Genomic DNA, 24,144 nt, shown 5'->3' on the forward strand with positions numbered 1-24,144 from the left:
TACAGTCGAGGTCTGCAGAACTTCGCGCGCACGCCCGACGTCACAGGACCACCATGAACGACATGTCATCCCGCCATCGGCTGGATCAACCGGTTTCCGGACAGGACCCCCACCCGGACAATCTGGCGTTTGCCGAGACGCTGCTGGAGCGTTTCCGCGAGGATCCGTCTTCGGTCCCGGCGGCCTGGGCCGACTATTTCCGGGCCCTGGAGGATGCGGCACCGCAGGCGCGTGCGCCGGCGCGGGGCGAGGAGCGCCGCCGGCATACCGATCGCCCCGACCTGGAGCACGAGCGCCTGCAGATCCGCGTGCTGCAGTTCATCAACGCCTATCGTTACCTCGGGCATTTCGGCGCGCGTCTGGACCCGCTGGAGCGCGAGGCCCCGGTGGCGCCGCGCGAGCTGAGCCGCGAATACCACGGGCTGGAAGGCGTGAGTCCGGACATGACCTTCGACCCCGGCTCGCTGTTCCTCGACGGTCCGGCACCGCTGGACACCATCGAACAGGTCCTGCGCGAGACCTACTGCGCCAGCATCGGCGCGGAATACATGCACATCACGGCCACCGACGAGAAGCGCTGGCTGCAGGAGCGCCTGGAGTCGGCGCACGGGCGCTTCGGTTTCGGCGACGACACGCGCCTGGCGATCCTCGAGCGCCTCACCGCCGCCGAGGGCCTGGAGCGCTACCTGCACAAGCGCTACGTGGGCCAGAAGCGTTTCTCGCTGGAGGGCGCGGAGAGCCTGATCCCGCTGCTCAATGCCCTGGTCCAGCGCGGTGGCGCCCGCGGCCTGACCGAACTCGTGCTGGGCATGGCGCATCGTGGCCGTCTCAACGTGCTGGTGAACCTGCTGGGCAAATCGCCGGGCGAACTCGCCGACGAGTTCGAAGGGCGTCCGCGCGACGACCGCGGCACCGGCGACGTCAAATACCACCTGGGCTTCTCCTCCGACGTGGAGACCCCCGGCGGTCCGGTGCATCTGGCGCTGGCCTTCAACCCGTCGCATCTGGAGATCGTGACCCCGGTGGTCGAGGGATCGGTGCGCGCGCGCCAGGTGCGGGTGGGCGACCGGCAGGGCAACCGGGTGATGCCGGTGGTGATCCACGGCGATGCGGCCTTCGCCGGGCAGGGCGTGGTGATGGAGACCCTCAACATGTCGCAGACCCGCGGGTTCTCCACCAAGGGCACCGTGCACGTAGTGGTGAACAACCAGATCGGGTTCACTACCAGCACGCTGAAGGACGCGCGTTCGACGCATTACGCGACCGATGTCGCCAAGATGGTGAATGCGCCCATCCTGCACGTGAACGGCGACGACCCCGAGGCGGTGGTCTTCGTCACCCAGATCGCGCTGGATTACCGCATGCGGTTCGGCAAGGACGTGGTCATCGACCTGGTCTGCTATCGCCGTCAGGGGCACAACGAGGCCGACGAACCCGCCGCGACCCAGCCGCGCATGTACCACCGCATCCGCGACCTGCCGACCACCCGCGAGCGCTATGCCCGTCAGCTGACCGAGGAAGGCCTGACCGACGCGCAGCAGCAGGAGCAGATCCTCGACGCCTACCGCGACCGGCTGGATGCCGGCGAGGCGGTGGCCGACTCGCTGCTGCGCGATCGCACCCGCGAGACCCGTGCGGGCGGCACCAACTGGGGCCCGTACCTGCATCAGGCCTGGGATCAGGCCGTGGCCACGGGCGTCGACCGCGAGCGCCTGGCGACCGCGCTGGAACACCTGTCGACCCCGCCGGAGGGCTTCGAGCCCCACCCGCGGGTGCACAAGATCCTCGAGGCGCGGCGCCAGATGGCGCGCGGCGAACAGCCGCTGGACTGGGGTGCGGCGGAGACCCTGGCCTACGGCAGCCTGATCCAGGACGGCTATCGCGTGCGCCTGTCCGGACAGGACTCCGGGCGCGGGACCTTCTTCCATCGTCACAGCGTGCTGCACGAACGCAACACCGGCGACACCTACGTCCCGCTGCGCCGCCTGGACCCGGACCATCCGCGCTTTCTGGTCATCGATTCGCTGCTGTCCGAGGAGGCCGTGCTCGCGTTCGAATACGGTTACGCCACCGCGGCCCCCGAGGCGCTGGTGATCTGGGAGGCGCAGTTCGGCGACTTCGTCAACGGCGCCCAGGTGGTGATCGACCAGTTCATCTCCTCCGGTGAGCAGAAATGGGGGCGGCTGTGTGGCCTGACCCTGTTCCTGCCGCACGGCTACGAGGGCCAGGGACCGGAGCATTCCTCCGCGCGCCCCGAGCGCTTCCTGCAGCTGGCGGCGCAGGAGAACATGCAGGTCTGCGTGCCGACCACGCCGGCGCAGATCTTCCATTTGCTGCGCCGGCAGATGGTGCGACCCTACCGCAAGCCGCTGGTGGTCATGACCCCCAAGAGCCTGCTGCGGCACCGTCAGGCCGTTTCCTCGCTGGAGGACCTCGCCGAAGGACGGTTCGAGACCGTGCTGGACGACCCGGAGGTGACCGATCCGCAGCGGGTCCGTCGGGTCCTGCTGACCAGCGGCCGGATCCACTACGATCTGGTCTCCACCCGCCAGACCGACGAACGCGAGGATGTCGCCGTGGTGCGCCTGGAGCAGTGTTACCCGTTCCCCTGCGACCGCATGCGCGAGGTGCTGGAGCGTTATCCGCAGGCCGAGGAATTCGTCTGGATCCAGGACGAGCCGGAAAACCAGGGCTATCTCGGCTTCGTGTATCCGCGCCTGGCCCCGCTGCTGGCCGAGCGCGGTCATGCCCTGCACGCGGTTGCGCGCCCGCCGGCGGCGGCTCCGGCGGTGGGCTATCCCGAGGTCCACCGGTCGCAGCACGAGGAACTGCTGGAGCGCGCCTTCGGCCCGCTGGGCAGTCGTGACCTGCCGCACCCGACACCCTGAGTCCGTCCCGCAAAACCGCCGAACAAGGAAGCCCGATGTCCGCCGAGCAGCCCCCGATCCAGGTTCCGCAACTCCCCGAATCCGTGGCCGACGCCACGGTGATCGCCCTGCACCGGAAGCCGGGCGATGCCGTACGCCGCGACGAACTGATCGCCGAGCTGGAGACCGACAAGGTCGTGCTGGAAGTCAACGCCCCCGCCGACGGAACCCTGGTCGACCTGGCCGTGGCCGAAGGCGACACCGTGCACGCCGATGACGTGCTCGGCCATCTGGGCCCGGCCCCGGCACAGGCCGCCGAGGAGGCCCCGGCGGCCGGGGAGCACGTCGAGCCCGAACCCGACCCCGCCTCGGCCGAGGCTGACGAAGCGGACGAAGGCCCCGAGTCCGAACCGGCCGCGGATGCCGGCTCGCCGCCCCCGCCGAGCCCGGCGGTACGCCGCCTGCTGCAGGAGGCCGGCCTGCGCGAGGATCAGGTGCGCGGCACCGGGCCCGATGGCCGTATCCAGCGCGAGGACGTGGAACGCGCGCAACAGGCGGCGGCCGGTTCCGGAGCCGGGGGGCAGGGCGATGACGCGCCCCGTCGCCCGGAGGCCGGCGACGCCGGACGCGACAGCGCGCGGGCTGCCGCTGGCGCGGAACCGCCCGTCGGCGGGCCGCGTGCGGCCGGCGAGCGCGGCACCGAGCGGGTACCTATGAGCCGCCTGCGGGCGCGCATCGCCGAACGCCTGCTGGAGGCGAAGCAGTCCACTGCGATGCTGACCACCTTCAACGAGATCGACATGTCGCAGGCCATGGCCCTGCGCGGGCGCTACAAGGATGCCTTCGAGCAGACCCACGGCATCAAGCTCGGCTTCATGGGGCTGTTCGTGGCTGCGGCCACCCGAGCCCTGCAGCGTTTCCCGGTGATCAACGCCGCGCTGGACGGGGAGGAGATCGTCTACCACCACTACACCGACATCGGCATCGCGGTGTCGTCCCCGCGCGGACTGGTGGTTCCGGTGCTGCGCGATACCGGCAACGCCTCCATTGCCGACATCGAACGCCGCATCCGCGACTTCGCCGAGCGTGCCGGCAGCGGCAAGCTGGATATCGACGAGCTGCGCGGCGGCACCTTCACCATCACCAACGGCGGGGTGTTCGGTTCGCTGTTCTCCACGCCCATCGTCAATCCGCCGCAGAGCGCCATCCTCGGCATGCACGCGATCAAGGAACGCCCGGTGGCGGTGGACGGCGAGGTGGTGATCCGGCCGATGATGTACGTCGCGCTGTCCTACGACCACCGCCTGGTCGACGGCGCCGACGCCGTGCAGTTCCTGGTGGCGATCAAGGAGGCCATCGAGGACCCGGCGCGTCTGGTGCTGGACGTCTGAGTCCGAACGCGGTTCAGCCCCGGGGCCGGGCCTGCAGCCAGAACGTGACCGGGCCGTCGTTGGTCAGGCTCACCTGCATGTCGGCGCCGAAGCGCCCGGTCGCGACCGGTTCGTGGCGCTGCTGCGCCCGCTGCAGCAGGTGGTGGAACAGGGCCTCGCCACGCTCCGGGGGAGCGGCCGTGGTGAAGCTGGGGCGCATGCCCTTGCCGGTATCCGCCGCCAGGGTGAACTGCGGCACCAGCAGCAGCCCGCCGCCGGTCTCCCCCAGCGAGCGGTTCATGCGCCCCTCCTCGTCCGGGAACACGCGATAGCCCAGCAGGCGGTCGAGCATGCGCTCGACTGCCGATTCGTCGTCGTCCGGTTCCACCCCCACCAGCGCCAGCAGCCCGGTGCCAATCTCGCCGGTGATCTCCCCGGCGACCTCCACCCGCGCCCGGCTGACCCGCTGGATCAGGCTGATCATGTCCGCGCCCTGCCACTGCCCGGCTCCAGCCCGCCCGCCAGGTGGGTCAGGCGATCGGTGGCGGCGACCAGCGCCCGCGCGATCCCCGGCTCGGCGGCCGAATGCCCGGCATCCGGGACGATCTGCAGATCCGCCTCGGGCCAGACCTCGGCGAGCGTCACCGCCTGCTCCACCGGGCACACCACGTCGTAGCGCCCGTGCACGATGAATCCAGGGATGTCGCGCAGGCGCCCGGCGTCGCGCAGCAGCTGGTCCGGTTCCAGAAAGGTGTCGTGGCTGAAGTAGTGACACTCGATGCGCGCCAGGCTCAGGGCCACCTCCGGATCCTCGAAGTGGTCGATCACGTCGTCGTTGGGGATCAGGCAGGAGGCATGTCCCTCCCAGGCCGACCACGCCTGCGCGGCCGCCTCGCGCACCGCCGGGTCCGGGTCGGTCAGGCGCCGATGATAGGCCGCCACCAGGTCGTCGCGTTCCTCCGCAGGGATGTGGTCGCGATAGGCCGCCCAGGCCTCGGGGAACAGGCGGTCGGCCCCCGACTGGTAGAACCACTGGATGTCGCGCGGCCGGCACAGGAAGATCCCGCGCAGCACCAGGCCCAGCACCCGGCCGGGCTGGGTCTGCGCATAGGCCAGACCCAGGGTGGAGCCCCAGGACCCGCCGAACACCACCCAGCGCTCGATCCCCAGTTCCTCGCGCAGCCTTTCGATGTCGGCTACCGCGTGCCAGGTGGTGTTCGCCTCCAGGCTGGCGTGCGGGGTGGAGCGGCCGCAGCCGCGCTGGTCGAACAGCACGATGCGATAGCGCGCCGGATCAAAGAACCGCCGGTGCCACGGTTCGCAGCCGGAGCCGGGGCCGCCGTGCAGGAACACCGCCGGAATGCCCTCCGGGTTGCCGCATTCCTCGTAGTACAGGCGGTGGCCGTCGCCAACCTCCAGGGTGCCGGTGGTATGGGGTTCGGTCGGGGGGTAGAGCGCGTCCATGGCAGGCCTCGAATTACACGAGTCCCAAGTCTGGCCAAAAACGGCGCGGCTGTCAGTCGTCGTCGATCACCTTCCCGCGATAGACCCGGCGACCCTTCTTCTTCGCGGGTTCGGCGGCATCGGTTGTACCCGGGGTGTCCGGTGTCTCCCCCGGCTCCGCGGCCGAACCTTCTTCCCGCGCGTTGTCGGCGTCCGCATCGGCCTCGGATCGGGATGCCGCCGGGGCGCTCAGATGCCCCCGCAGGGTCATCGCCGCCGCCTGCACCATGCTCGAGCGGCTGCGGCCGGCATAGTCCAGCAGCACCTCCATGAAATCCGGATCGGCGAACGAGAGGCGACCCACCGCCGGGAACTCGCTGCGCAGGGCACGCTTGAGCTCGCCGGCGAGGGTCAGGGTCTTGCGGTCGTACATGTCGAAGTTCCGCGCGGTGTCCGTCCCGGTCCCCATGCAACCCCGGTGCCACGGCGATCCCTCCCGTCCACGGCGCCCGGGTGTCCGTGACCGATCGCGTGGGTGAATCGAGCTGGTGCAGGAGCCCGCGCGCTCAAGGGCAACCGCACCGCCCCGGTGCATCCCCTCGCGGTCGGCGCCGGTGTCCATGTCGGGCCCACGCGTGCATCCGGGGCCGCAGAGGCATGCTGACCGCAAGGTGGTGGGAGTTCGCGGCCAAGGCCGCTCCTGCGGTGCCCGCGGGAGCCTGCCGGCAGGCGAACGGTATTCGTTACACTGGTCGGTAACCAGGAGCTTCGAGGAGGCGGGACCATGACCGACAAACTGCCCAATGTGCACCCGGGGGAGATCCTGTGGGAGGACTTCATGGTGCCCGCCGGCCTGACCAAACGGGCCCTGGCCGACGCGATCGGCGTTCCGGCCACGCGCATCGGTGACATCACTCTGGGGCGCCGCGGCATAACTGCGGAGACCGACCTGCGCCTGTCGTGCTACTTCGGCACCACCGAGGGCTACTGGCTGCGACTGCAGAATACGTATGACCTGGAGGAGGCGCGCCGCCACATGGCCGCGTAGGCAGCGCCGGCCGGACCGGGACCACCCCAATCGAAGGAATGCCCCCCGCCGGTGCATCCCCTCGCGGTCGGCGCCGGGGCTTGCGCGGGCCGCGCCCCGTCCCTATGTTGCGGGGATGGAAACACCGTCCGTACCCCGCTCCATCCGCCGTCTGGCCGGTCAGGCGATTCGCGAGTTCGACATGATCCGTGACGGCGACCGCGTGCTGGTCGGTCTGTCCGGTGGCAAGGACTCACTGACCCTGCTGTGGCTGCTGCACGAGCTGGCGCGTCGCGCGCCGGTGCATTTCGAGGTGGGTGCGGTGACCATCGACCCGGAGATCGACGGCTTCGACCCGGAGCGCCTGCAGGACTACCTCGGCGGCTACGGGATCCCGTATCACTTCGTCTCCGAGCCGATCGCCGAGCTGGCCGGCGAGCACATGGATAACGACTCGTTCTGTTCCTTCTGCTCGCGCATGAAACGCGGCCTGATGTATCGCACCGCGCGCGAGCACGGCTACAACGTGCTGGCGCTGGGCCAGCACCTGGACGACCTCGCCGAGAGCTTCCTGATGAGTGCCTTCCACGGTGGTCAGCTGCGCACCATGAAGGCCCATTACCGCATCGACGCCGGCGACCTGCGCGTGATCCGACCGCTGGTCTACGTGCGCGAGCGCCAGACCCGCGACTTTGCCGAGGCGGCCGGATTGCCGGTGATCCTCGACAACTGCCCGGCCTGCTTCTCCATGCCCACCCGGCGCGAGCACATGAAGGCGCTGCTGGCGCGCGAGGAGGGCGAGTTCGGCGAACTGTTCCGCAACCTGCGCACCACCCTGCGCCCGCTGATGACCGAGGGCGGGATTCCGGGGCCGGACGAGGCCCCCGCCGCTTCAAACGGGCCGCGGTCCGCGGAACCGGTGCCCCGCGGGGAGCCGGCCGATGGCTGAGCGGCGGCAGCTGCGCGACCGCCTGATCGGCATGGTCCTGCGGGTGCTGGGGCGCCTGCCGCTGCGGGTCAATCACGCGCTGGGCGGGCTGCTCGGCACCCTGGTCTGGCTGCTGCCCACGCGTTCGGCGCGGCTCACGCGCATCAATCTGGCGCTGTGTTTCCCGGACATGGACCCGGCCTGGCACCGGCGCACCGCGCGGCGTTCGCTGCAGGCCATGGCGCGTTCGCTGACCGAATCGCCCTGGCTGTGGCGGGCCTCGCCCGAGCGCCTGGCGGCGCTGGCGGAGGCGCCGCCGCGCTATACACGATTGCAGCAGCGCGCCCCCGGGCGGGCGCTGTTCCTGGCCACGCCGCATCTGGGGTCCTGGGAATTCGCAGGCCTGCACGCGGCGATGCACGGGCCGATGGCCTCGCTCTACAGTCCGCTCGCCACCCCCGAGATCGACCGCTGGGTGCGCGAGGCGCGCGCCGCCACCGGGGCGAAACTGGCGCCGGCCGACCGCTCCGGGCTGCGCATCCTGCAGAAGGCCCGCGATGCCGGCGAGATCATCGGCGTGCTGCCCGACCAGAGCCCGAAGGGGGCCTCGGGCGTGCACGCGCCGTTCTTCGGCCGCCAGGCCCTGACCATGACCCTGCTGCCGCGCCTGCTGCGCGGGCGCGACGACCACGTGGTGTTCCTGTTCGCCGAACGCCTGCCGCGCGGGCGCGGCTTTCGCTACCACGAGATCGAGGCCGGGCCCGGGGTGCGGGACCCGGATCCCGCGCGCGCGGCCGCGGCGATCAACCGCATCGTCGAGGACCTGGTGCGGCGCTGCCCGGAGCAGTACAACTGGGCCTACAAGCGCTTCCACCCACCACCGCCGGGACAGCCGTCGGTGTACGCCCGCCGCTGACGCGTGATGTCGTTCCCCGATTCCGTGGCCCGTCTGGCCGCCCGCATCCCGTTGCCCCGCTGGCTGGCGCCGGGCTGGGCGCGGCGTCTGGCGGCCTCGCTGTCGGTGCCCGGGCTGTTGCTGGGCACGCTGTTCTTCGCCGCGTCGCTGTCGCCCAGCCTGATCCCGCGCACCTGGGAGATGCAGGGCATCCTGTCCGGGATCTCCCTGTCGGCGGGCTATCTGCTCGGGGTCTTCCTGCACTGGCTGTGGGCCTACCTCGAGCTGCCGGAGGCCGGCGAGCGGGTGCACCGGATCATGGTCAGCGTCGCCGCCGTGCTGTGCGCGATCATCGCGGTCGCGTTCCTGATGCAGGCGGCCCAGTGGCAGAACTCCATCCGCGAGCTGATGGAGCTGGACCCGGTGGACAGCGCGCATCCGTTCCGCACCGGGATGATCGGCCTGGCGGTGTTTGCGGCAGCGCTGGCGGTGGGGCGGCTGTTCCTGCTCAGTTTCCGCTTCGTGGCCGTGCGTCTGCGCCGTTTCATTCCGCGGCGGCTGGCCAACGTGACCGGCGTCATCGTCGCGCTGTCGCTGTTCTGGGCGGTGATCGACGGCGTGCTGCTGGAATACGGCCTGCGCACGGCCGACCGGACCTTTCAGCAGTTCGACGTGCGCATGGAAGCGGACGTGGAGCACCCGGGCGACCCGCTGCTGTCGGGCAGCGAGGCATCGCTGATCGGCTGGGAGGACCTCGGCCAGCACGGTCGGCGGTACGTCGGTTTCACCCCCACCAGCGGCGAGATGAGCGAGTTCTTCGACCGGCCGACCCCGGCACCGCTGCGGGTCTATGTCGGGCTGAACGCGGCGGAGACCATCGAGGAGCGGGCCCGCCTGGCGCTGGATGAGCTCAAGCGCACCGATGCCTTCGACCGCTCGGTGCTGGTGCTGGTCACGCCCACCGGGCGCGGCTGGGTGGATCGCGACGCGATGCAGGCGGCGGAGTACCTGCATCGCGGGGATGTCGCTTCGGTGGCGGTGCAGTACTCCTATCTGCCGAGCTGGCTGTCGCTGATGTCCGAGTCGTCCTACGGTCTGGAGACCGCGCAGGCGGTCTTTGCGGAAGTCTATGGCCACTGGCGCGAGCTGCCGCCCGACGAGCGTCCCGAGCTGTATCTCCACGGCCTGAGCCTGGGGGCGCTGAATTCCGAGCGCGCCGCGGATCTGTACGACATCGTCGGCGATCCGTTCTCCGGTGCGCTGTGGAGCGGGCCGCCGTTCCGGTCCGAGGCCTGGCGCGAGATCACCGCGCAGCGCGAGCCGGACTCGCCCGCGTGGCTGCCGCGTTTTCGCGACAGCTCCATCGTGCGTTTCACCAACCAGGATCCGCACCTGGAGATCCCCGGTGCCGAATGGGGGGCCATGCGCATCGTGTACCTGCAGTATGCCAGCGACCCCGTCACCTTCTTCGAGCCCGAGGCCTTCTACCGCCAGCCCGAGTGGATGGAAGAACCGCGTGGCCCGGACGTGACCGACAAGCTGCAATGGTACCCGGTGGTGACCATGCTGCAGCTGGCGATCGACGTGGCCGCCGCGGATGATGCCCCGGTGGGCTACGGCCATGTGTATGCCCCGGAACACTATGTCTACGCCTGGCGCCACGTGACGGATCCCGAAGGCTGGTCGGAAGACGAGCTGCAGCGGCTGAAGGACCACCTGGGTGGTGGTTGAGCCGGAGGCTGAGCCCGCGGTGCGGCGTCAGCCGACCTGGCCGTAGCGGGTCGCATCCCCCAGCCAGCGCTCGATCAGCGCGCCGCCGCGTGGCGGATCCTGCAGCAGCCCCTCGGCGATGCGGGTGGCGCGCGGCAGCAGGTCCTGGTCGCGCGACCAGTCGGCCACGCGGAAGCTGCGGTCGCCGGTCTGGCGGGTGCCCAGCAGTTCGCCCGGGCCGCGCAGCCGCAGGTCGACCTCGGCGATCTCGAAGCCGTCGTCGGTGCGCCGCATCGCCTCCAGGCGCTCGCGCGCGGTGTCGCCCAGCGGCGGGCGGTACAGCAGCACGCAGGCGCTGGCGGCATTGCCGCGCCCCACGCGCCCGCGCAGCTGGTGCAGCTGCGACAGGCCCATGCGCTCGGCATTCTCGATGACCATCAGGCTGGCGTTGGGCACGTCCACGCCGACCTCGATCACCGTGGTCGCCACCAGCAGATCGACTTCACCGCGACGGAACCCCTCCATCACCTGATCGCGCTCGCCGCCCTTCATGCGGCCGTGTGCCAGCCCGATGCGCAGCCCCGGCAGGGCCTCGGCCAGGCGCTCGCGGGTGGCCTCGGCGGATTCGGCCTCGAGCTGCTCCGAGTCCTCCACCAGCGGGCACACCCAGTAGGCCTGAGTGCCGTCGCCGCAGGCCACGCGGATGCGCTCGATCACCTCGTCGCGGCGTTCGTGGCTGATCAGCGCGGTGCGCACCGGCGTGCGCCCCGGCGGGCGTTCGTCGATGATCGAGGTCTCCAGCCCTGCGTACAGGGTCATCGCCAGGGTGCGCGGGATGGGCGTGGCGGTCATGATCAGCTGGTGCGGGGTGTGGCCGTTGCCCTTCTCGCGCAGCGCCATGCGCTGATGCACGCCGAAGCGGTGCTGCTCGTCCACCACCGCCAGACCGAGGCGATGGAAATGCACGTCCTCCTGGAACAGCGCATGGGTGCCCACGGCCACCGGGCGCGCCCCGCTGGCCAGTTCGTTCAGTAGCTGGCCACGTTCGCTGCGCCCCTGGCGTCCCCCCAGCCAGGCGATGCGGATCCCCATCGGCTCCAGCCAGGCGGCCAGGTTGCGCGCGTGCTGGCGCGCCAGCAGCTCGGTAGGAGCCATGAACGCGACCTGGTAGCCGGCCTCCACCGCGGCCAGCGCCGCGGCCACCGCCACCAGCGTCTTGCCCGAGCCCACGTCGCCCTGCAGCAGGCGGTTCATCGGCTGCTGGCGGGCGAGATCCGCGCGGATCTCGCCGATCACGCGCTGCTGGGCCCCGGTCAGCGGGAACGGCAGTCCGGCATGCAGGCGTTCCCACAGATCGCCGGGCGGATCCAGCGCCGGGGCGTGTTCGTCGGGTTCGGAACGGGCATGCTGCAGGCGGGCGAGCTGGTGCGCGACCAGTTCCTCCAGCGCAAGCCGGGTCTGCGCGGCCGAGCGCCCGTCGATGCCGGGCTCCAGCGTCGCGGTCTGCGCGTCGGGGGGCGGCTGGTGGAGGTCCTGCACGGCCTGCTGCAGCGGCGGCAGGCCGTCACGCTCCAGTTCCGGCAGGAGATCGGGCAGCTGCCGGATACCGGGCAGGGCCTGGCGCACCAGCTTGCGCAGCAGCGGCTGCGACACGCCGTCGGTGACCGGATAGACCGGGGTCAGGCGTTGTTCCAGCGCCGGCGGGGCGTCCGGATCGACGATCTCGGTCTCCGGGTGCACGCATTCCAGCGCCCCGGGCACGCCCCGTGGTTCGCCGAAGGCGCGGACCCGGGTCCCGGTCGCCAGGCGTTTCTGCTGCGCGTTGCCGAAGTGAAAGAAGCGCAGGGTAATGAGGCCCTGACCGTCCCCCAGGGTGACCACCAGCATGCGCCGGCGGCGGATCACCACCTCGCTGCGCTCGACCACGCCTTCGAACAGGGCGGCGCGGCCCGGGCGCAGACGGTCCAGCGGGGTGATGCGGGTGCGGTCCTCGAAGCGCAGCGGCAGGTGGAACAGCAGGTCGCCGCAGACATGCAGGCCCAGCCGCGCCAGGCGCTCGGCCTGGCGCGGTCCCACGCCGGTGAGTTCGGTCAGCGGGGCCTGCAGGTCCATCTGCAGTGCTCCGGGGCGCGGGGCCTCAGCCCCGCGGGCACCAGGCGATGGCGTCCATCTCCACCTGGGCACCCTTGGGCAGGGCGGCCACGCCGATGGCCGCGCGCGCGGGGTAGGGCTCGCCGAAGTATTCGCTCATCAGCTCGTTGACCAGCGGGAAATGGGTCAGATCGGTGAGGTAGATGTTGAGCTTGGCGATGTCGCCCAGCCCGGCGCCGGCGGCTTCCAGCACCGCGGCGAGGTTGTCGAACACCCGGCGGATCTGGGCCTCGATGCTTCCGTCCACCAGTTCCATGGTGGCCGGGTCCAGCGGGATCTGGCCCGACAGGTACAGGGTGTCGCCGGTACGCACCGCCTGCGAGTAGGGGCCGATGGCGGCCGGGGCGGTTTCGGTCTGGATCACTTCGCGGGACATGAGGTCTCCTGATTGCTGTGCGCCATAACTGTGCGACCGGCACCTTACCGCATCAGCCGCGCGGGCGGGAGATCTTCAGGACGTCGGGCAGGCGCCGCAGCATGCGCATGATCTGCGCCAGGTGCCGGCGGTCGCGCACCGTCAGCAGGAAGGTCATCGCGGTGGAATGCCCGTCCTGCTCGTTGAACGAGATGTGCTCGATGTTGGAGCCCTGATCGGCGATGTTCGCGGCCATCTCCGCCAGTGCCCCGCGACGGTTGGCGGTGCGGGTGCGGATTGCGGCAGTGAACTGCAGGCCCGGCTCGTGCGACCACTGGAGGTCGATGGTGCGATCGGGGCGCTCGCGGCCTTCGTGCAGGTTGCGGCAGTTCTCGCGATGGATCACCAGCCCGCGTCCGGCACTCAGCTGGCCCACGATCGGGTCGCCCGGGATGGGATAGCAGCAGCGCCCGTAATTCAGGACCATGCCCTCGGTCCCGCGGATGGCCAGGGTCGGGGTCTCGTCGCCGCCGGTCTCGCCCTCGACTTCCGCGGTTTCGGCGGTCTCCAGGCCCGTCAGCTGGCGGGCCACCAGCCCGGCCATGCGGTTGCCCAGGCCGATCTCGGCCAGCAGGGCGTCCAGATCCCGCAGCTGCATGGCGTCCAGCAGCTGATCCAGCTGCGCCGGCGAGACCCGCGCCAGGCTGGAGTCCAGCGCGGACAGGGCCTTTTCCAGCAGCCGCCGGCCAAGGGCGCGGGCCTCGTCGGTCTGCATCGACTTCAGGCAGTGACGGATGCCGCTGCGGGCCTTGCCGGTGACCACGAAGGACAGCCAGGCCGGGTTGGGCCGGGCGCCCTCCGCCGTCACGATCTCCACCGTCTGGCCGCTCTGCAGGCGACTGGACAGCGGCGCCAGCTGACGGTCGATCTTGGCCGCCACGCAGCGGTTGCCCACGTCCGAATGCACCGCGTAGGCGAAATCGATGGGCGTGGCATTGCGCGGCAGCACCAGGATGTCGCCCCCCGGGGTGAAGGTGTAGACCTCGTCGGGGAACAGGTCGACCTTGACGTTCTCCAGGAACTCGATGGAGTTGCCCACGCTGTTCTGGATCTCGAGGACGTCCTTGAGCCATTCGCGTGCGCGGCTCTGCGCGGTCTGCGCCAGTTCGCCGCCGGCCTTGTACTGCCAGTGCGCGGCGATGCCGCTCTCCGCCACGCGGTCCATCTCGGTGGTGCGGATCTGGATCTCGATGGGGATGCCGTGCGGGCCGAAAAGCACGGTGTGCAGCGACTGATAGCCGTTGGATTTGGGGATCGCGATGTAGTCCTTGAAGCGCCCCGGCACCGGCTTGTACAGGTTGTGCACGACCCCCAGCGAGCGATAGCAGGTGTCCATGCTGTCGACCACGATGCGGATCGCGAAGACGTCGAAGACGTCCTCGAAGGTGTTTCGCTTGGACAGCATCTTGCGGTAGATGCTGTAGAGCGATTTCTCGCGCCCGGTGATGCGGCCCTCGATGCCCGCGGCCTCCATGCGCGAGCAGATCGCCTGCTCGATGTTGCGCATCGGCTCGCGGCGGTTGCCGCGGGCTTCGCGCATGGCCTTCTCCAGCACCGCCGCGCGCCACGGATGCTTGGCGGTGAACCCGAGGTGCTCCAGCTCGCGGCGCATCGCGTTCATCCCCAGGCGCTGGGCGATGGGGGCGTAGATTTCCAGGGTCTCGTTGGCGATGCGGCGTTTCTTGTCCGGGCGCATCACGCCCAGGGTGCGCATGTTGTGCAGGCGGTCGGCCAGCTTGACCAGGATCACCCGGATGTCGCGGGTGATCGCCAGCATCATCTTGCGGAAGTTCTCCGCCTGCGCCTCGGCCTTCGACTGGAACTGCAGGTGGGTCAGCTTGGAGACCCCGTCGACCAGCTCCGCGACCTCCTCGCCGAACTCGGCGTGGATGCGGTCCTTGCTGGTGGGGGTGTCCTCCATCACGTCGTGGAGGATGGCCGCGCAGATCGCGCGGTGGTCCATGCGCATCTCGGCCATGGTGCGGGCCACGGCCAGGGGATGGTAGATGTACGGCTCGCCGGTCTTGCGCGTCTGGCCGTCGTGGGCCTCGGCGCCGAACAGGTAAGCGCGATAGACCTCCTCGACCTGCTCCGGCTCCAGATACGCCTCGAGCTCAGCGCACAGGTCGCTGATCAGGAAACGTGCGGAGCCCGAAGGAGCCGAGGAGACGGCCCCGGGCGCGGACAGCCCAGCGGCCATGGGCTCCACCTACCGTTCGTCGGCTTCGAGCTGTTCCAGGTGCCGGATCGTGGAGAAATCCAGCATCTGGTTCTGCGGCCGCTCGTCGTGTTCGTCGAACACCTCGGCCCCGACCTCGCTGGCGGCGATCTCGCGCAGGGCGATGACCGTCGGCTTGTCGTTGTTCTCGGGGACCCGGGGTTCCTTGCCGTGGGCGATGTGCCGGGCGCGACGGGCGGCCATCATCACCAGCTCGAACCGGTTGTCGACTTTTTCGAGGCAGTCCTCGACAGTTATGCGGGCCATGGGCTAGCTCCGGATGTTGCGTGCAAAAAGGTTGAACGGTTCAGGCCGGCGCACGGGCGCCAGCCAGCAGGTTGTTCAGGGTCTCCGCCGAGCGGATCTCCTGCTCCACCGTACGCAGCCGGTTGGAGCGGAAGATGCTGGCAAGATCCCGCAGGGCCTGATCGAACTCCGCGTTGACCACGGTGTAGTCGTATTCGCGGTAATGCGTGCAGTCCGACTCGGCATCACGCAGGCGGCGTTCGATCACCTCCTCACTATCCTGACCACGGCCGCGCAGCCGACGTTCCAGTTCGGTGCGCGAAGGCGGCAGGATGAAGATCGAGCGGCAGTCCGGCACCGCGGCGCGGACCTGCCGGGCGCCCTGCCAGTCGATCTCCAGGATCACGTCGAAACCGGCGTCCAGGCGTTCGTTCACGCTGGCCAGTGCGGTCCCGTAGAAGTTGTCGAATACCTTGGCGTGCTCCAGCAGCTTGCCGTCCTCGATCATGCCGAGGAAGGTCTCCGCCGAGACGAAGTGGTAGTCGACGCCGTCGACCTCGCCCGGGCGCGGCTGACGCGTGGTATGCGAGACCGAGACCTCGACGTCCTCGACGCTGTCCAGCAGTGCGCCGACCAGGCTGGTCTTGCCGGCACCGGAGGGTGCGGAAACGATGTACAGCGTGCCACGTGCGGGCCGGGAAGAAACGGTCATGCTGGCGTCCGCCGAAGGAGGACCGGGCGGTGCCGGATGCACCGCCCGACCGAAGAAATCGGGAAATGGTCGGAGTGAAAGGATTCGAACCTTCGACCCCTGCCTCCCGAAGGCAGTGCTCTACCAAGCTGAGCTACACTCCGACGCTGAGCTGAGTATTGTGCCGTGTTGATCCGGAGTTGTCCATGCCCCGGGTGAACGCGGTGTCAGTGATCGCGGCCCACGGCGAAGCGGGCGATGTCCGCCAGCGCGCGGCGGTGGGGGTTGTCCGGCAGCCCGGCGATGGCGTCGATGGCCGCGTCGGTTTCGGCCTCCGCCCGCGCCCGGGCGTAATCCAGAGCGCCGGTGGAGTGCATCGCCGCGATCACCGCGTCGGTTTCCTCGCGCCCGCCCTGTTCGATCGCCCGGCGCACCACGGCCTTTTCGGCGTCGTTGCCCTCGCGCAGCACGTGGATCAGCGGCAGGGTCGGCTTGCCCTCGGCGAGATCGTCGCCCAGCTGCTTGCCGGTCACCTCGGGGTCGGCCGAATAGTCGAGCACGTCGTCGATCAGCTGGAACGCGGTGCCCAGGTGCATGCCGTAGCGTGCCAGTGCGGCCTCGTCGGCGGCGTCGCGTTGCGCCAGGATGCCGCCGATCTGGCAGGCCGCCTCGAACAGCTTGGCGGTCTTCGACTGGATCACGTCCATGTAGCGCGCCTCGTCGACATCCGCGTCGTGGCAGTTCATCAGCTGCATCACTTCGCCTTCGGCGATCACGTTGGTCGCGCGCGACAGGATCTCCATCACCCGCATCGAGTCGATCTCGACCATCATCTCGAAGGCGCGGGTGTAGAGGAAGTCACCCACCAGCACGGCGGCCTCGTTGCCGAAGATGTGGTTCGCGGTCTCGTTGCCGCGGCGCATCTCCGAGGCATCCACCACGTCGTCGTGCAGCAGGGTCGCGGTGTGGATGAACTCCACCAGCGCCGCCAGGGTGACGTGCTTGTCGCCCTCGTAACCGCAGGCCCGGGCCGACAGGGTCGCCAGCAACGGCCGCAGTCGCTTGCCGCCACTGTGGATGATGTAGTGTCCGAGCTGGTTGATCAGCACCACGGGGGAGCTGAGCCGGTCGCGGATGCAGGCGTCGACTGCCTGCATGTCGTCGGCAGCGAGCTCTCGGATGGCGTCTATGGACATGCGGTTCGGCAGGCCGGTGAGGGTGGGGTCGGTTTCGGCAGGCCCGCACGCGCGCGCCGCCTCCAGCAAATGAAGAGCCCGGCATGCTAGAAAGGGGGTGGCGGGGTGTCAAGCAATACGGGTGGTCGAAACGTTGACCCCCGGCGGGGGTGCTGCTAGCATTGCCGCCCTTTCGCGAGACCAGTCATCAGCACCTGGTCCATACAGGTCATCGCAACGGAGTCCCAGGGAAATGTACGCGATCATCGCAACAGGTGGTAAACAGTACCGCGTCGCCGAAGGTGACGTGATCCGCATCGAAAAGCTCGACGCCGAAGTCGGTTCCGAGGTCGATTTCGACCAGGTGCTGATGGTGGGTGCGGGTGACGATGTCCGCGTCGGGGCCCCGGTGGTCGATGGCGGCAAGGTCAGCGCCAAAGTCGAGGACCACGGCCGCGGCGACAAGGTCCGCATCATCAAATTCCGGCGCCGCAAGCACAGCATGAAGCAGGCGGGCCACCGGCAGCACTACACCACCGTGCGCATCACCGGCATCGCCGGCTGAGCTGCGGCACGACAGTACTCGGGAGAACGAGAACATGGCACACAAGAAGGCAGGCGGCAGTTCCAAGAACGGGCGCGATTCCGAGAGTAAACGCCTTGGCGTCAAGCGGTTTGGCGGCCAGACCGTGAGCGCCGGGAACATCCTCGTCCGTCAGCGCGGTACGCAGTATCATCCCGGCGAGAACGTGGGTTGCGGCAAGGACTACACGCTGTTCGCCAAGGTGGATGGCGAGGTCGTGTTCAAGAAGGGCGGTCGTTTCAACCGCCGTTTCGTGACGGTCCAGCCGCAGCAGTAATCCGGCCGTCCGCAGTCCGGATCGCCGTAAAGCCCCGTTCTGCGGGGCTTTTTTTGTTTCTATCCCCTCCGGAGGCGAAGGATGCAGTTCATCGACGAGGCGAACATCGTGGTCAGGGCCGGCGATGGCGGTAATGGCTGCGTGAGCTTCCGCCGCGAGAAGTACATCCCCTTCGGCGGGCCGGATGGCGGCGACGGCGGGGACGGGGGTTCGGTGTGGCTGGTCGGGACCGAGCGCCTGAACACCCTGGCCGACTTCCGCTACCAGAAGCGTTTCGACGCCCCGCGCGGGAAAAACGGCATGGGACAGAACCGCACCGGCGCGTCCGGCGAAGATCTCGAGATCGCGGTGCCGGTGGGCACCGTGGTGCGTGATGCGGAGACCGACGAGCTGCTGGGGGACATTATTGCCGACGGCCAGCGTCTGCTGGTCGCCCAGGGCGGCTATCACGGCCTCGGCAACACCCGCTACAAGAGCTCCACCAACCAGGCCCCGCGCCAGAGCAAGCCGGGCACGCCGGGCGAGCAGCGGCGCCTGCAGCTGGAGCTGCGGGTGCTGGCCGACGTGGGGCTGCTGGGGCTGCCGAATGCCGGCAAGTCGACCCTGCTGTCGCGCGCGTCGGCCGCGCGTCCGCGGGTGGCCGACTACCCGTTCACCACGCTTTATCCGCAACTGGGCGTGGTCAGCGTGGGGCCCGAGCAGAGCTTCGTGATGGCCGATATACCGGGACTGATCGAGGGCGCGGCCGAGGGTGCCGGGCTGGGCACCCGCTTCCTCAAGCACCTGGGGCGCACCGAGCTGCTGCTGCACCTGGTGGACGTGGCTCCGCCGGATCCCGAGGCGGACCCGGTTGCCGACATGCAGACCGCGCTCACCGAGCTGCAGCGGCACAGCGAGGAACTGGCGGGGCGTCCGCGCTGGCTGGTGCTCAACAAGTGCGAGCTGCTGGACGCGGAGGCGCTGGACGCGCTGGGCGAGCGCATGCAGGCGGCGCCCGGCGGCGACGTGCCGCAGTACCGCATCTCCGCCGCCACCGGCGACGGCGTGGACGGTCTGCTGCAGGCCGTGATGCGCGAAGTCGAGCGCCGGCGCCTCGACCCGGCGGAGGGCGAGCCGGAGGGCGAAGCATGAGCCGCGCCCTGCCGCAGGCGCGGCGCGTGGTGGTGAAGATCGGCAGCGCGCTGATCACCGCCGATGGCACCGGCCTCGACCGCCCGGCCCTGCAGGCCTGGGCCCGGCAGATGGCCGAACTCCGGGAGCAGGGGCTGGAGGTGATCCTGGTGTCCAGCGGGGCGGTGGCCGAAGGCATGTATCGCCTGGGCATGAGCGAGCGGCCGCACCAGCTGCATCAGCTGCAGGCCTCGGCCGCGGTCGGTCAGATGGGGCTGGTGCAGGCCTACGAGCAGGAATTCGCGGCGCACGGGCTGCACGCCGCCCAGGTCCTGCTGACGCATGACGACCTGGCCGACCGCGAGCGCTACCTGAATGCGCGTTCGACCATGCAGGCCCTGCTGACCCTCGGCACCATCCCGGTGGTCAACGAGAACGACACCGTGGCCTACGAGGAGATCCGGCTGGGCGACAACGACACCCTGGCGGCACTGGTCGCCAACCTGGTGGTGGCCGATCTGTTGCTGATCCTGACCGATCAGGAGGGCCTGTTCGACGCCGATCCGCGGCGTGACCCGCAGGCCCGGCGGATCGCCGAAGGCCGCGCCTCGGATGTGACGCTGCAGCAGTTCGTGGCCCCGGAGTTCGGGCGGCTGGGACGCGGCGGCATGGCCACCAAGCTGTACGCCGCGGAGCGTGCCGCGCGTTCCGGTACTCATACCGTGATCGCCTCGGGGCGCGAGGAGCGCGTGATGGCGCGGGTCCTGGCCGGCGAAGACGTGGGGACCTGGCTGCAGCCGGACCGCGAGCCGCTGGCCGCGCGCAAGCGCTGGATCGCCGACCAGCTGCACTCGCGCGGTGTGCTGCATCTGGACGAGGGTGCCGCGCGGGTGCTGCGCGAATCCGGCCGCAGCCTGCTGGCGGTGGGCGTGGCGCGGGTCGAGGGGGAATTCCGCCGCGGCGAGGTGGTGACCTGCGTGGCCCCGGATGGCTCCGGGGTTGCGCGTGGACTGGTCAACTACTCGGCGGCCGAGGTGGAGCGCATCCGCGGTCTGCGCGCCGATCAGATCGAGGCGGAGCTGGGCTATCAGTTCGAGCCGGAGCTGGTGCACCGCGACAACATGGTCCTGCTGTAGCGACACGCGCACGACATGCGCACGCAAACGGGCCCGCCCCTGTGCACAGGGGCGGGCCCGTTCGGTCTTCAGGCTGCCGGCCGGGCCCGCAGGCCCGAGGGTCTTACGCCTGCAGGGCGCGGATCCGCTGGTTCAGGCGGCTCTTGTGCCGGGCCGCCTTGTTCTTGTGGATCAGGCCCTTGTTCGCGGTCTTGTCGATGATCGGGACCGCCTGGCGATACGCCTCGCGGGCAGCCTCGACGTCTCCCTGACGCAGCGGCTTGAGGACCGCCTTCATGTACGTACGGAAACGCGACCGCAGCGCCATGTTGTGGGCGCGGTTCTTCATGGACTGACGGGCCCGTTTACGGGCAGAAGCAATATTCGCCAAAACTCTATCCCTCGCGTGATTCGCCGGGTTCTCTGAAAGGCGACAAAGCATACTCGGGGCTCCGGTCGGGGTCAAGCTCGCCTTCGCCTGCAAGCAGGCTCCTACGGGCGCGGTCGTGCAATGCTGTGGGAGCCTGCTTGCAGGCGAGCCGGGCCCGGGCGCCCCGGAATGGAATCCCGGAGCCCGTGCGTCTACATTGCAGGCACCACAACATAAAAAGGAGCATGGAGATGAAATACCCCGCCGCCCGCAACAACGCCCTGGTCCCCGGCTTCGTGCTGGTGCTGCTGGCCCTGTTTGCCGCCAGCCTGGTCCTGGTCCCGCAGCAGGCGCGCGCCTTCGAGCCCGAGGCCAAGGTCGCCTACCACGCCGATTTCGCCGATCCGCGGCGCTTCTCGGCAATGCTCACCAGCATCAACAACATGGTCACCCACTACGAGCGCGAGTTCATCGAGGCGGATGTGCGGATCGTGTTCGTCTCGCACGGCATCCGGTTCCTCACCGAGGACAACCTCGAGGACACCCCGTTCGAGGCCGACGAAGAGCTGCTGGAGGAGCGCGAACGGCTGCAGAGCCGCCTGCGTTCCCTGGCCAATACCTATGACGTGCAGCTGGAGCTGTGCGACATCACCCGCGGTGACATCGGCCTTCCGGAAGAGGATTTGATGGATGGCGTGGATATCGAGCTGGTGCCCTCCGGCGTGGTGCGCCTGACCGAGCTGCAGAACGACGAAGACTTCGCCTACCTGAAGATCGAGTAATCCTCCCTTCCTCCTGACGGCTGCCCGCGGTTCTCCGGGGCAGCCGTCGCCGGGCCTGGCGACGGGCGAGTCGGTTACACTCCGGTCCGCTCATTGTCTGTGTGGTGCCGGCTTCCGCATGAACCGACTGTTCCGATCCACCGCTGTGGTCAGCGGCATGACCATGATCTCGCGGATCATGGGCTATCTGCGCGACATGGTGCTGGCGGTGACCTTCGGGGCCAGCGCGGCCACCGACGCCTTCTTCGTCGCCTTCCGCATCCCCAATTTCCTGCGCCGGCTGTTCGCCGAGGGGGCCTTCAACCAGGCCTTCGTCCCGGTGTTTGCCGAATTCCGCGAGAAGCGCGGGCGCGAGGCCCTGCGCGATCTGCTGGACCATACCGCCGGGGCGCTGCTGGGCGCGGTGGCCGTCGTTACGCTGCTGGGCATCCTCGCGGCCCCGGCCCTGATCTGGATCTTCGCCCCCGGGCTGGCGCAGGAGTCAGGGCGCCAGGACCTGGCGGCGGACATGCTGCGGATCACCTTCCCGTACCTGCTGTTCATCTCGCTGACCGCGATGGCGGCGGGCATTCTCAACAGCATCGGGCGCTTCGCGGTGCCGGCCTTCACCCCGGTATTTCTCAACCTCGCGCTGATCGCCGCGGCGCTGTGGCTGGCGCCGATGTTTGCCGAGCCGGTGGTCGCGCTGGCCTGGGGCGTGTTCATCGCCGGGGCGCTGCAGCTGGCCTTCCAGATCCCGTTCCTGTGGCGCGCGGGGCTGCTGCCGCGGCCGCGTTTCCGCCGGGCGCACGAGGGGGTGCGCCGGATCGTCAAGCTGATGCTGCCGGCGATCCTCGGGACCTCGGTGGTGCAGATCAACCTGCTGGTGGACACCCTGATCGCGTCGTTCCTGGTGGCCGGGTCGATCTCCTGGCTGTATTTCGGCGATCGCTTCGTCGAGCTGCCGCTGGCGCTGTTCGGCATCGCCATCGGCACGGTGATCCTTCCGCGCCTGGCGAAGCAGTTCAACGAGGAGCGGCCCGAGGCCTTCGGCCGCACCCTGGACTGGGCCCTGCGCCTGGCGATGCTGGTGGCCCTGCCGGCGATGGCCGGGCTGGTGGTGCTGGCGGTGCCGATCCTCGCGACGCTGATCCAGTATCAGGAGTTCACCCCGCACGACACCCACATGACCGCACTGGCGCTGGCCGCCTATTCGCTGGGGCTTCCGGGCTTCATCCTGATCAAGGTGCTGGCGCCGGGCTTCTTCGCCCGCCAGGACACGAAGACCCCGGTGCGCATCGCAATCATCGCCATGCTGTGGAACATGCTGCTCAACGGCCTGTTCGTGCTGCCGTGGTATCTGTCCGGGGTCCCCGGGGCGCATGCCGGGCTGGCGCTGGCGACCTCGGCCTCGGCCTACATCAACGCCGGGCTGCTGTATCGCGGGCTGGTGCGCGAGGGGGTCTACCGCCCCGGGCCGGCCCTGTGGCGGCTGCGCTACGGGCTGCCCGCGGCCCTGGCGGTGATGGTGGCGGTGCTGGTGGTGCTGTCGCCGGCGCTGGACGCGTGGACGGACTGGTCCATCCCCGAGCGCGGGACGGCGCTGACCGGGCTGATCGCCGCCGGGGTGGCCAGTCTCGGGGTGACCCTGTGGCTGGCCGGCCTGCGTCCGCGGCATTTCCTGTTGCGCGAGGCCTGATCTCGCGGGGCACGCCGGGTTATACTTGCCGTTTTTCCTGGATACGGGGCAATGCGGCTGATTCGAGGGCTGGGCAGGTCCGACGGTGCGGATTCCGGGCTGGCCGCGGTGCGTGGCGCCGTGGTGACCATCGGCAACTTCGACGGTCTGCACCGCGGGCATCAGGCGGTGGTGGACCGCCTGCTGGCGGCCGCGCGCGAGCACGCCGCCCCGTCGGTGCTGATGACCTTCGAACCGCTGCCGCGCGAATATTTCGCCGAGCACGCCGGAGCGCCCACGCCGCCCGGCCGGCTGCAGCGCCTGCGCGACCGTCTGGTGGCGCTGGACGGCCGCGGACTGGACGCCGCCTGGGTGCTGCGCTTCGATGCCCGCCTGGCGGGGTTGCCGGCGCGCGACTTCCTAGAGGAGGTCCTGTACCGGCGGCTGGGCGCGCGCCACGTGCTGGTGGGCGACGACTTCCGCTTCGGCCGCGGGCGCGAGGGCGACAGCGCGCTGATGCGTGCCGAAGGGGAGCGGCTGGGCTTCAGCGTGGAGTCCACGCCCACGGTCAGCGATGCCGACGGGCGCATCAGCAGCACCCGGGTGCGCGCCGCCGCGCGCGAGGGCGGCTTCGACGAGGTGGCGCGGCTGCTGGGACGGCCGTACCGGCTGCACGGGCGGGTGGCGCATGGCGACCGCCTGGGGCGCACCATCGGCTTCCCCACGGCCAACGTGCGCCTCGGGCGCTGGCCGCTGGCGCTGCGCGGGGTGTATGCCGGCTGGCTGCACGGCGCGGGCGGCGAGCCGCTGGCCACAGTGGCGAACATCGGCTGGCGGCCCACGGTGCAGGGCACCGAACAGCGCCTGGAGATCCATGTGCTGGACGCCGCCCCCGAACTCTACGGCGCGCGCGTGGCGTTCGAACCGCGCGCGCTGGTTCGCGGCGAACAGCGCTTCGACGGGCTGGATGCCCTCAAGGCGCAGATCGCGCGGGACGCCGACACGGCGCGTGAATGCCTGGCGGGCGACGAACCGGGCCGCGTGCCCCGTACCGTCTGCTGACACCGGTCCAGATCGCCGAATTCCTCCAACTCCACAGCAACCGGCCCTGCGG

At 69.8% G+C, this 24,144-nt stretch carries 23 protein-coding genes and 1 tRNA gene; 13 read left to right on the forward strand and 11 right to left on the reverse strand.

Annotation, left to right across the window (positions count from 1 at the left end; genetic code table 11):
* The first annotated feature begins 53 nt into the window (after nucleotides 1–53).
* Together C998_RS0100910 and odhB are read left to right on the forward strand one after the other, a co-directional pair.
* Nucleotides 54–2,888: a 2-oxoglutarate dehydrogenase E1 component gene (locus C998_RS0100910; protein ID WP_018868961.1), complete on the forward strand. Its 2,835-nt coding sequence runs from the start codon at nucleotides 54–56 to the stop codon at nucleotides 2,886–2,888.
* 35 nt (nucleotides 2,889–2,923) lie between these two features.
* Entirely contained in the window at nucleotides 2,924–4,258 is a 1,335-nt protein-coding gene (odhB, locus tag C998_RS0100915; protein WP_018868962.1) for a 2-oxoglutarate dehydrogenase complex dihydrolipoyllysine-residue succinyltransferase, read from the forward strand.
* A 13-nt stretch (nucleotides 4,259–4,271) separates the two neighbouring features.
* Here the strand turns inward: odhB and dtd are convergent, their stop codons facing one another.
* The 3 genes from dtd to C998_RS0100930 are packed head-to-tail and all read right to left on the reverse strand — an operon-like array spanning nucleotide 4,272 to nucleotide 6,113.
* Nucleotides 4,272–4,721 carry a D-aminoacyl-tRNA deacylase gene (gene dtd, locus C998_RS0100920; RefSeq protein WP_018868963.1) on the reverse strand — a complete coding sequence of 150 codons (450 nt, stop codon included), beginning with the start codon at nucleotides 4,719–4,721 and terminating at the stop codon, nucleotides 4,272–4,274.
* Nucleotides 4,718–5,701 carry a prolyl aminopeptidase gene (gene pip, locus C998_RS0100925; protein ID WP_018868964.1) on the reverse strand — a complete coding sequence of 328 codons (984 nt, stop codon included), beginning with the start codon at nucleotides 5,699–5,701 and terminating at the stop codon, nucleotides 4,718–4,720. Before pip ends, dtd begins: the two co-directional genes overlap by 4 nt.
* Before the next feature lie 52 nt (nucleotides 5,702–5,753).
* On the reverse strand, nucleotides 5,754–6,113 hold the full coding sequence (locus C998_RS0100930; RefSeq protein ID WP_026279414.1) for a hypothetical protein: 360 nt from the start codon (nucleotides 6,111–6,113) through the stop codon (nucleotides 5,754–5,756).
* Nucleotides 6,114–6,464: 351 nt separating this feature from the next.
* Between C998_RS0100930 and C998_RS0100935 the strand changes: the two genes are divergently transcribed.
* The 4 genes from C998_RS0100935 to C998_RS0100950 all read left to right on the forward strand — a co-directional run bounded on the left by C998_RS0100935 (nucleotide 6,465) and on the right by C998_RS0100950 (nucleotide 10,261).
* Nucleotides 6,465–6,728, forward strand: coding sequence for a HigA family addiction module antitoxin (locus C998_RS0100935; protein ID WP_018868966.1), 264 nt, complete (start codon nucleotides 6,465–6,467; stop codon nucleotides 6,726–6,728).
* 115 nt (nucleotides 6,729–6,843) lie between these two features.
* On the forward strand, nucleotides 6,844–7,656 hold the full coding sequence (locus C998_RS0100940; RefSeq protein WP_018868967.1) for a tRNA 2-thiocytidine(32) synthetase TtcA: 813 nt from the start codon (nucleotides 6,844–6,846) through the stop codon (nucleotides 7,654–7,656).
* A complete protein-coding gene (locus tag C998_RS0100945; RefSeq protein WP_018868968.1) occupies nucleotides 7,649–8,551 on the forward strand; it encodes a lysophospholipid acyltransferase family protein in 903 nt (300 codons plus the stop codon). The genes C998_RS0100940 and C998_RS0100945 overlap by 8 nt, the downstream gene beginning before the upstream one ends.
* 6 nt (nucleotides 8,552–8,557) lie before the next feature.
* The gene (locus C998_RS0100950) at nucleotides 8,558–10,261 is read left to right on the forward strand and encodes an alpha/beta-hydrolase family protein (protein ID WP_018868969.1); all 1,704 of its coding nucleotides are present in this window, start codon (nucleotides 8,558–8,560) and stop codon (nucleotides 10,259–10,261) included.
* A gap of 27 nt (nucleotides 10,262–10,288) precedes the next feature.
* Here the strand turns inward: C998_RS0100950 and recG are convergent, their stop codons facing one another.
* The 7 genes from recG to ispB form a co-directional block, all read right to left on the reverse strand.
* The gene (recG, locus tag C998_RS0100955) at nucleotides 10,289–12,352 is read right to left on the reverse strand and encodes an ATP-dependent DNA helicase RecG (protein WP_018868970.1); all 2,064 of its coding nucleotides are present in this window, start codon (nucleotides 12,350–12,352) and stop codon (nucleotides 10,289–10,291) included.
* Between the two features lie 25 nt (nucleotides 12,353–12,377).
* The gene (locus C998_RS0100960; protein WP_018868971.1) at nucleotides 12,378–12,767 is read right to left on the reverse strand and encodes a RidA family protein; all 390 of its coding nucleotides are present in this window, start codon (nucleotides 12,765–12,767) and stop codon (nucleotides 12,378–12,380) included.
* 52 nt (nucleotides 12,768–12,819) lie between these two features.
* A complete protein-coding gene (spoT, locus tag C998_RS0100965) occupies nucleotides 12,820–15,006 on the reverse strand; it encodes a bifunctional GTP diphosphokinase/guanosine-3',5'-bis pyrophosphate 3'-pyrophosphohydrolase (protein ID WP_018868972.1) in 2,187 nt (728 codons plus the stop codon).
* A gap of 9 nt (nucleotides 15,007–15,015) precedes the next feature.
* Nucleotides 15,016–15,291 carry a DNA-directed RNA polymerase subunit omega gene (gene rpoZ / locus C998_RS0100970; protein ID WP_018868973.1) on the reverse strand — a complete coding sequence of 92 codons (276 nt, stop codon included), beginning with the start codon at nucleotides 15,289–15,291 and terminating at the stop codon, nucleotides 15,016–15,018.
* Nucleotides 15,292–15,331: 40 nt separating this feature from the next.
* Nucleotides 15,332–15,982, reverse strand: coding sequence for a guanylate kinase (gene gmk / locus C998_RS0100975; RefSeq protein WP_026279415.1), 651 nt, complete (start codon nucleotides 15,980–15,982; stop codon nucleotides 15,332–15,334).
* Between the two features lie 66 nt (nucleotides 15,983–16,048).
* Nucleotides 16,049–16,125 (reverse strand) — tRNA-Pro (locus C998_RS0100980).
* 63 nt (nucleotides 16,126–16,188) lie between these two features.
* Nucleotides 16,189–17,157 (reverse strand): octaprenyl diphosphate synthase, encoded by a 969-nt coding sequence (gene ispB, locus C998_RS0100985; RefSeq protein WP_026279416.1) that lies wholly within the window; start codon nucleotides 17,155–17,157, stop codon nucleotides 16,189–16,191.
* Nucleotides 17,158–17,389: 232 nt separating this feature from the next.
* On the opposite strand from ispB, the gene rplU reads away from it, so the two are divergent.
* The 4 genes from rplU to proB all read left to right on the forward strand — a co-directional run bounded on the left by rplU (nucleotide 17,390) and on the right by proB (nucleotide 20,242).
* A complete protein-coding gene (gene rplU / locus C998_RS0100990) occupies nucleotides 17,390–17,701 on the forward strand; it encodes a 50S ribosomal protein L21 (protein ID WP_018868975.1) in 312 nt (103 codons plus the stop codon).
* Between the two features lie 34 nt (nucleotides 17,702–17,735).
* Nucleotides 17,736–17,996 (forward strand): 50S ribosomal protein L27, encoded by a 261-nt coding sequence (rpmA, locus tag C998_RS0100995; RefSeq protein ID WP_018868976.1) that lies wholly within the window; start codon nucleotides 17,736–17,738, stop codon nucleotides 17,994–17,996.
* Nucleotides 17,997–18,077: 81 nt separating this feature from the next.
* Nucleotides 18,078–19,127 carry an Obg family GTPase CgtA gene (gene cgtA, locus C998_RS0101000; RefSeq protein WP_018868977.1) on the forward strand — a complete coding sequence of 350 codons (1,050 nt, stop codon included), beginning with the start codon at nucleotides 18,078–18,080 and terminating at the stop codon, nucleotides 19,125–19,127.
* Nucleotides 19,124–20,242 carry a glutamate 5-kinase gene (gene proB, locus C998_RS0101005; RefSeq protein ID WP_018868978.1) on the forward strand — a complete coding sequence of 373 codons (1,119 nt, stop codon included), beginning with the start codon at nucleotides 19,124–19,126 and terminating at the stop codon, nucleotides 20,240–20,242. The genes cgtA and proB overlap by 4 nt, the downstream gene beginning before the upstream one ends.
* Before the next feature lie 103 nt (nucleotides 20,243–20,345).
* Here the strand turns inward: proB and rpsT are convergent, their stop codons facing one another.
* The gene (rpsT, locus tag C998_RS0101010) at nucleotides 20,346–20,612 is read right to left on the reverse strand and encodes a 30S ribosomal protein S20 (protein ID WP_026279417.1); all 267 of its coding nucleotides are present in this window, start codon (nucleotides 20,610–20,612) and stop codon (nucleotides 20,346–20,348) included.
* A 230-nt stretch (nucleotides 20,613–20,842) separates the two neighbouring features.
* On the opposite strand from rpsT, the gene C998_RS0101015 reads away from it, so the two are divergent.
* From C998_RS0101015 to ribF, 3 genes are all read left to right on the forward strand, one after another.
* Nucleotides 20,843–21,373, forward strand: coding sequence for a DsrE family protein (locus tag C998_RS0101015; RefSeq protein WP_018868980.1), 531 nt, complete (start codon nucleotides 20,843–20,845; stop codon nucleotides 21,371–21,373).
* A gap of 118 nt (nucleotides 21,374–21,491) precedes the next feature.
* Complete coding sequence (murJ, locus tag C998_RS0101020; protein WP_026279418.1) at nucleotides 21,492–23,051, forward strand: murein biosynthesis integral membrane protein MurJ; 1,560 nt, start codon at nucleotides 21,492–21,494, stop codon at nucleotides 23,049–23,051.
* Nucleotides 23,052–23,102: 51 nt separating this feature from the next.
* Nucleotides 23,103–24,092: a bifunctional riboflavin kinase/FAD synthetase gene (ribF, locus tag C998_RS0101025; protein ID WP_018868982.1), complete on the forward strand. Its 990-nt coding sequence runs from the start codon at nucleotides 23,103–23,105 to the stop codon at nucleotides 24,090–24,092.
* Nucleotides 24,093–24,144 lie beyond the last annotated feature (52 nt).

The organism is Thioalkalivibrio sp. ALgr3 (assembly GCF_000377325.1).
Lineage (GTDB): Bacteria > Pseudomonadota > Gammaproteobacteria > Ectothiorhodospirales > Ectothiorhodospiraceae > Thioalkalivibrio.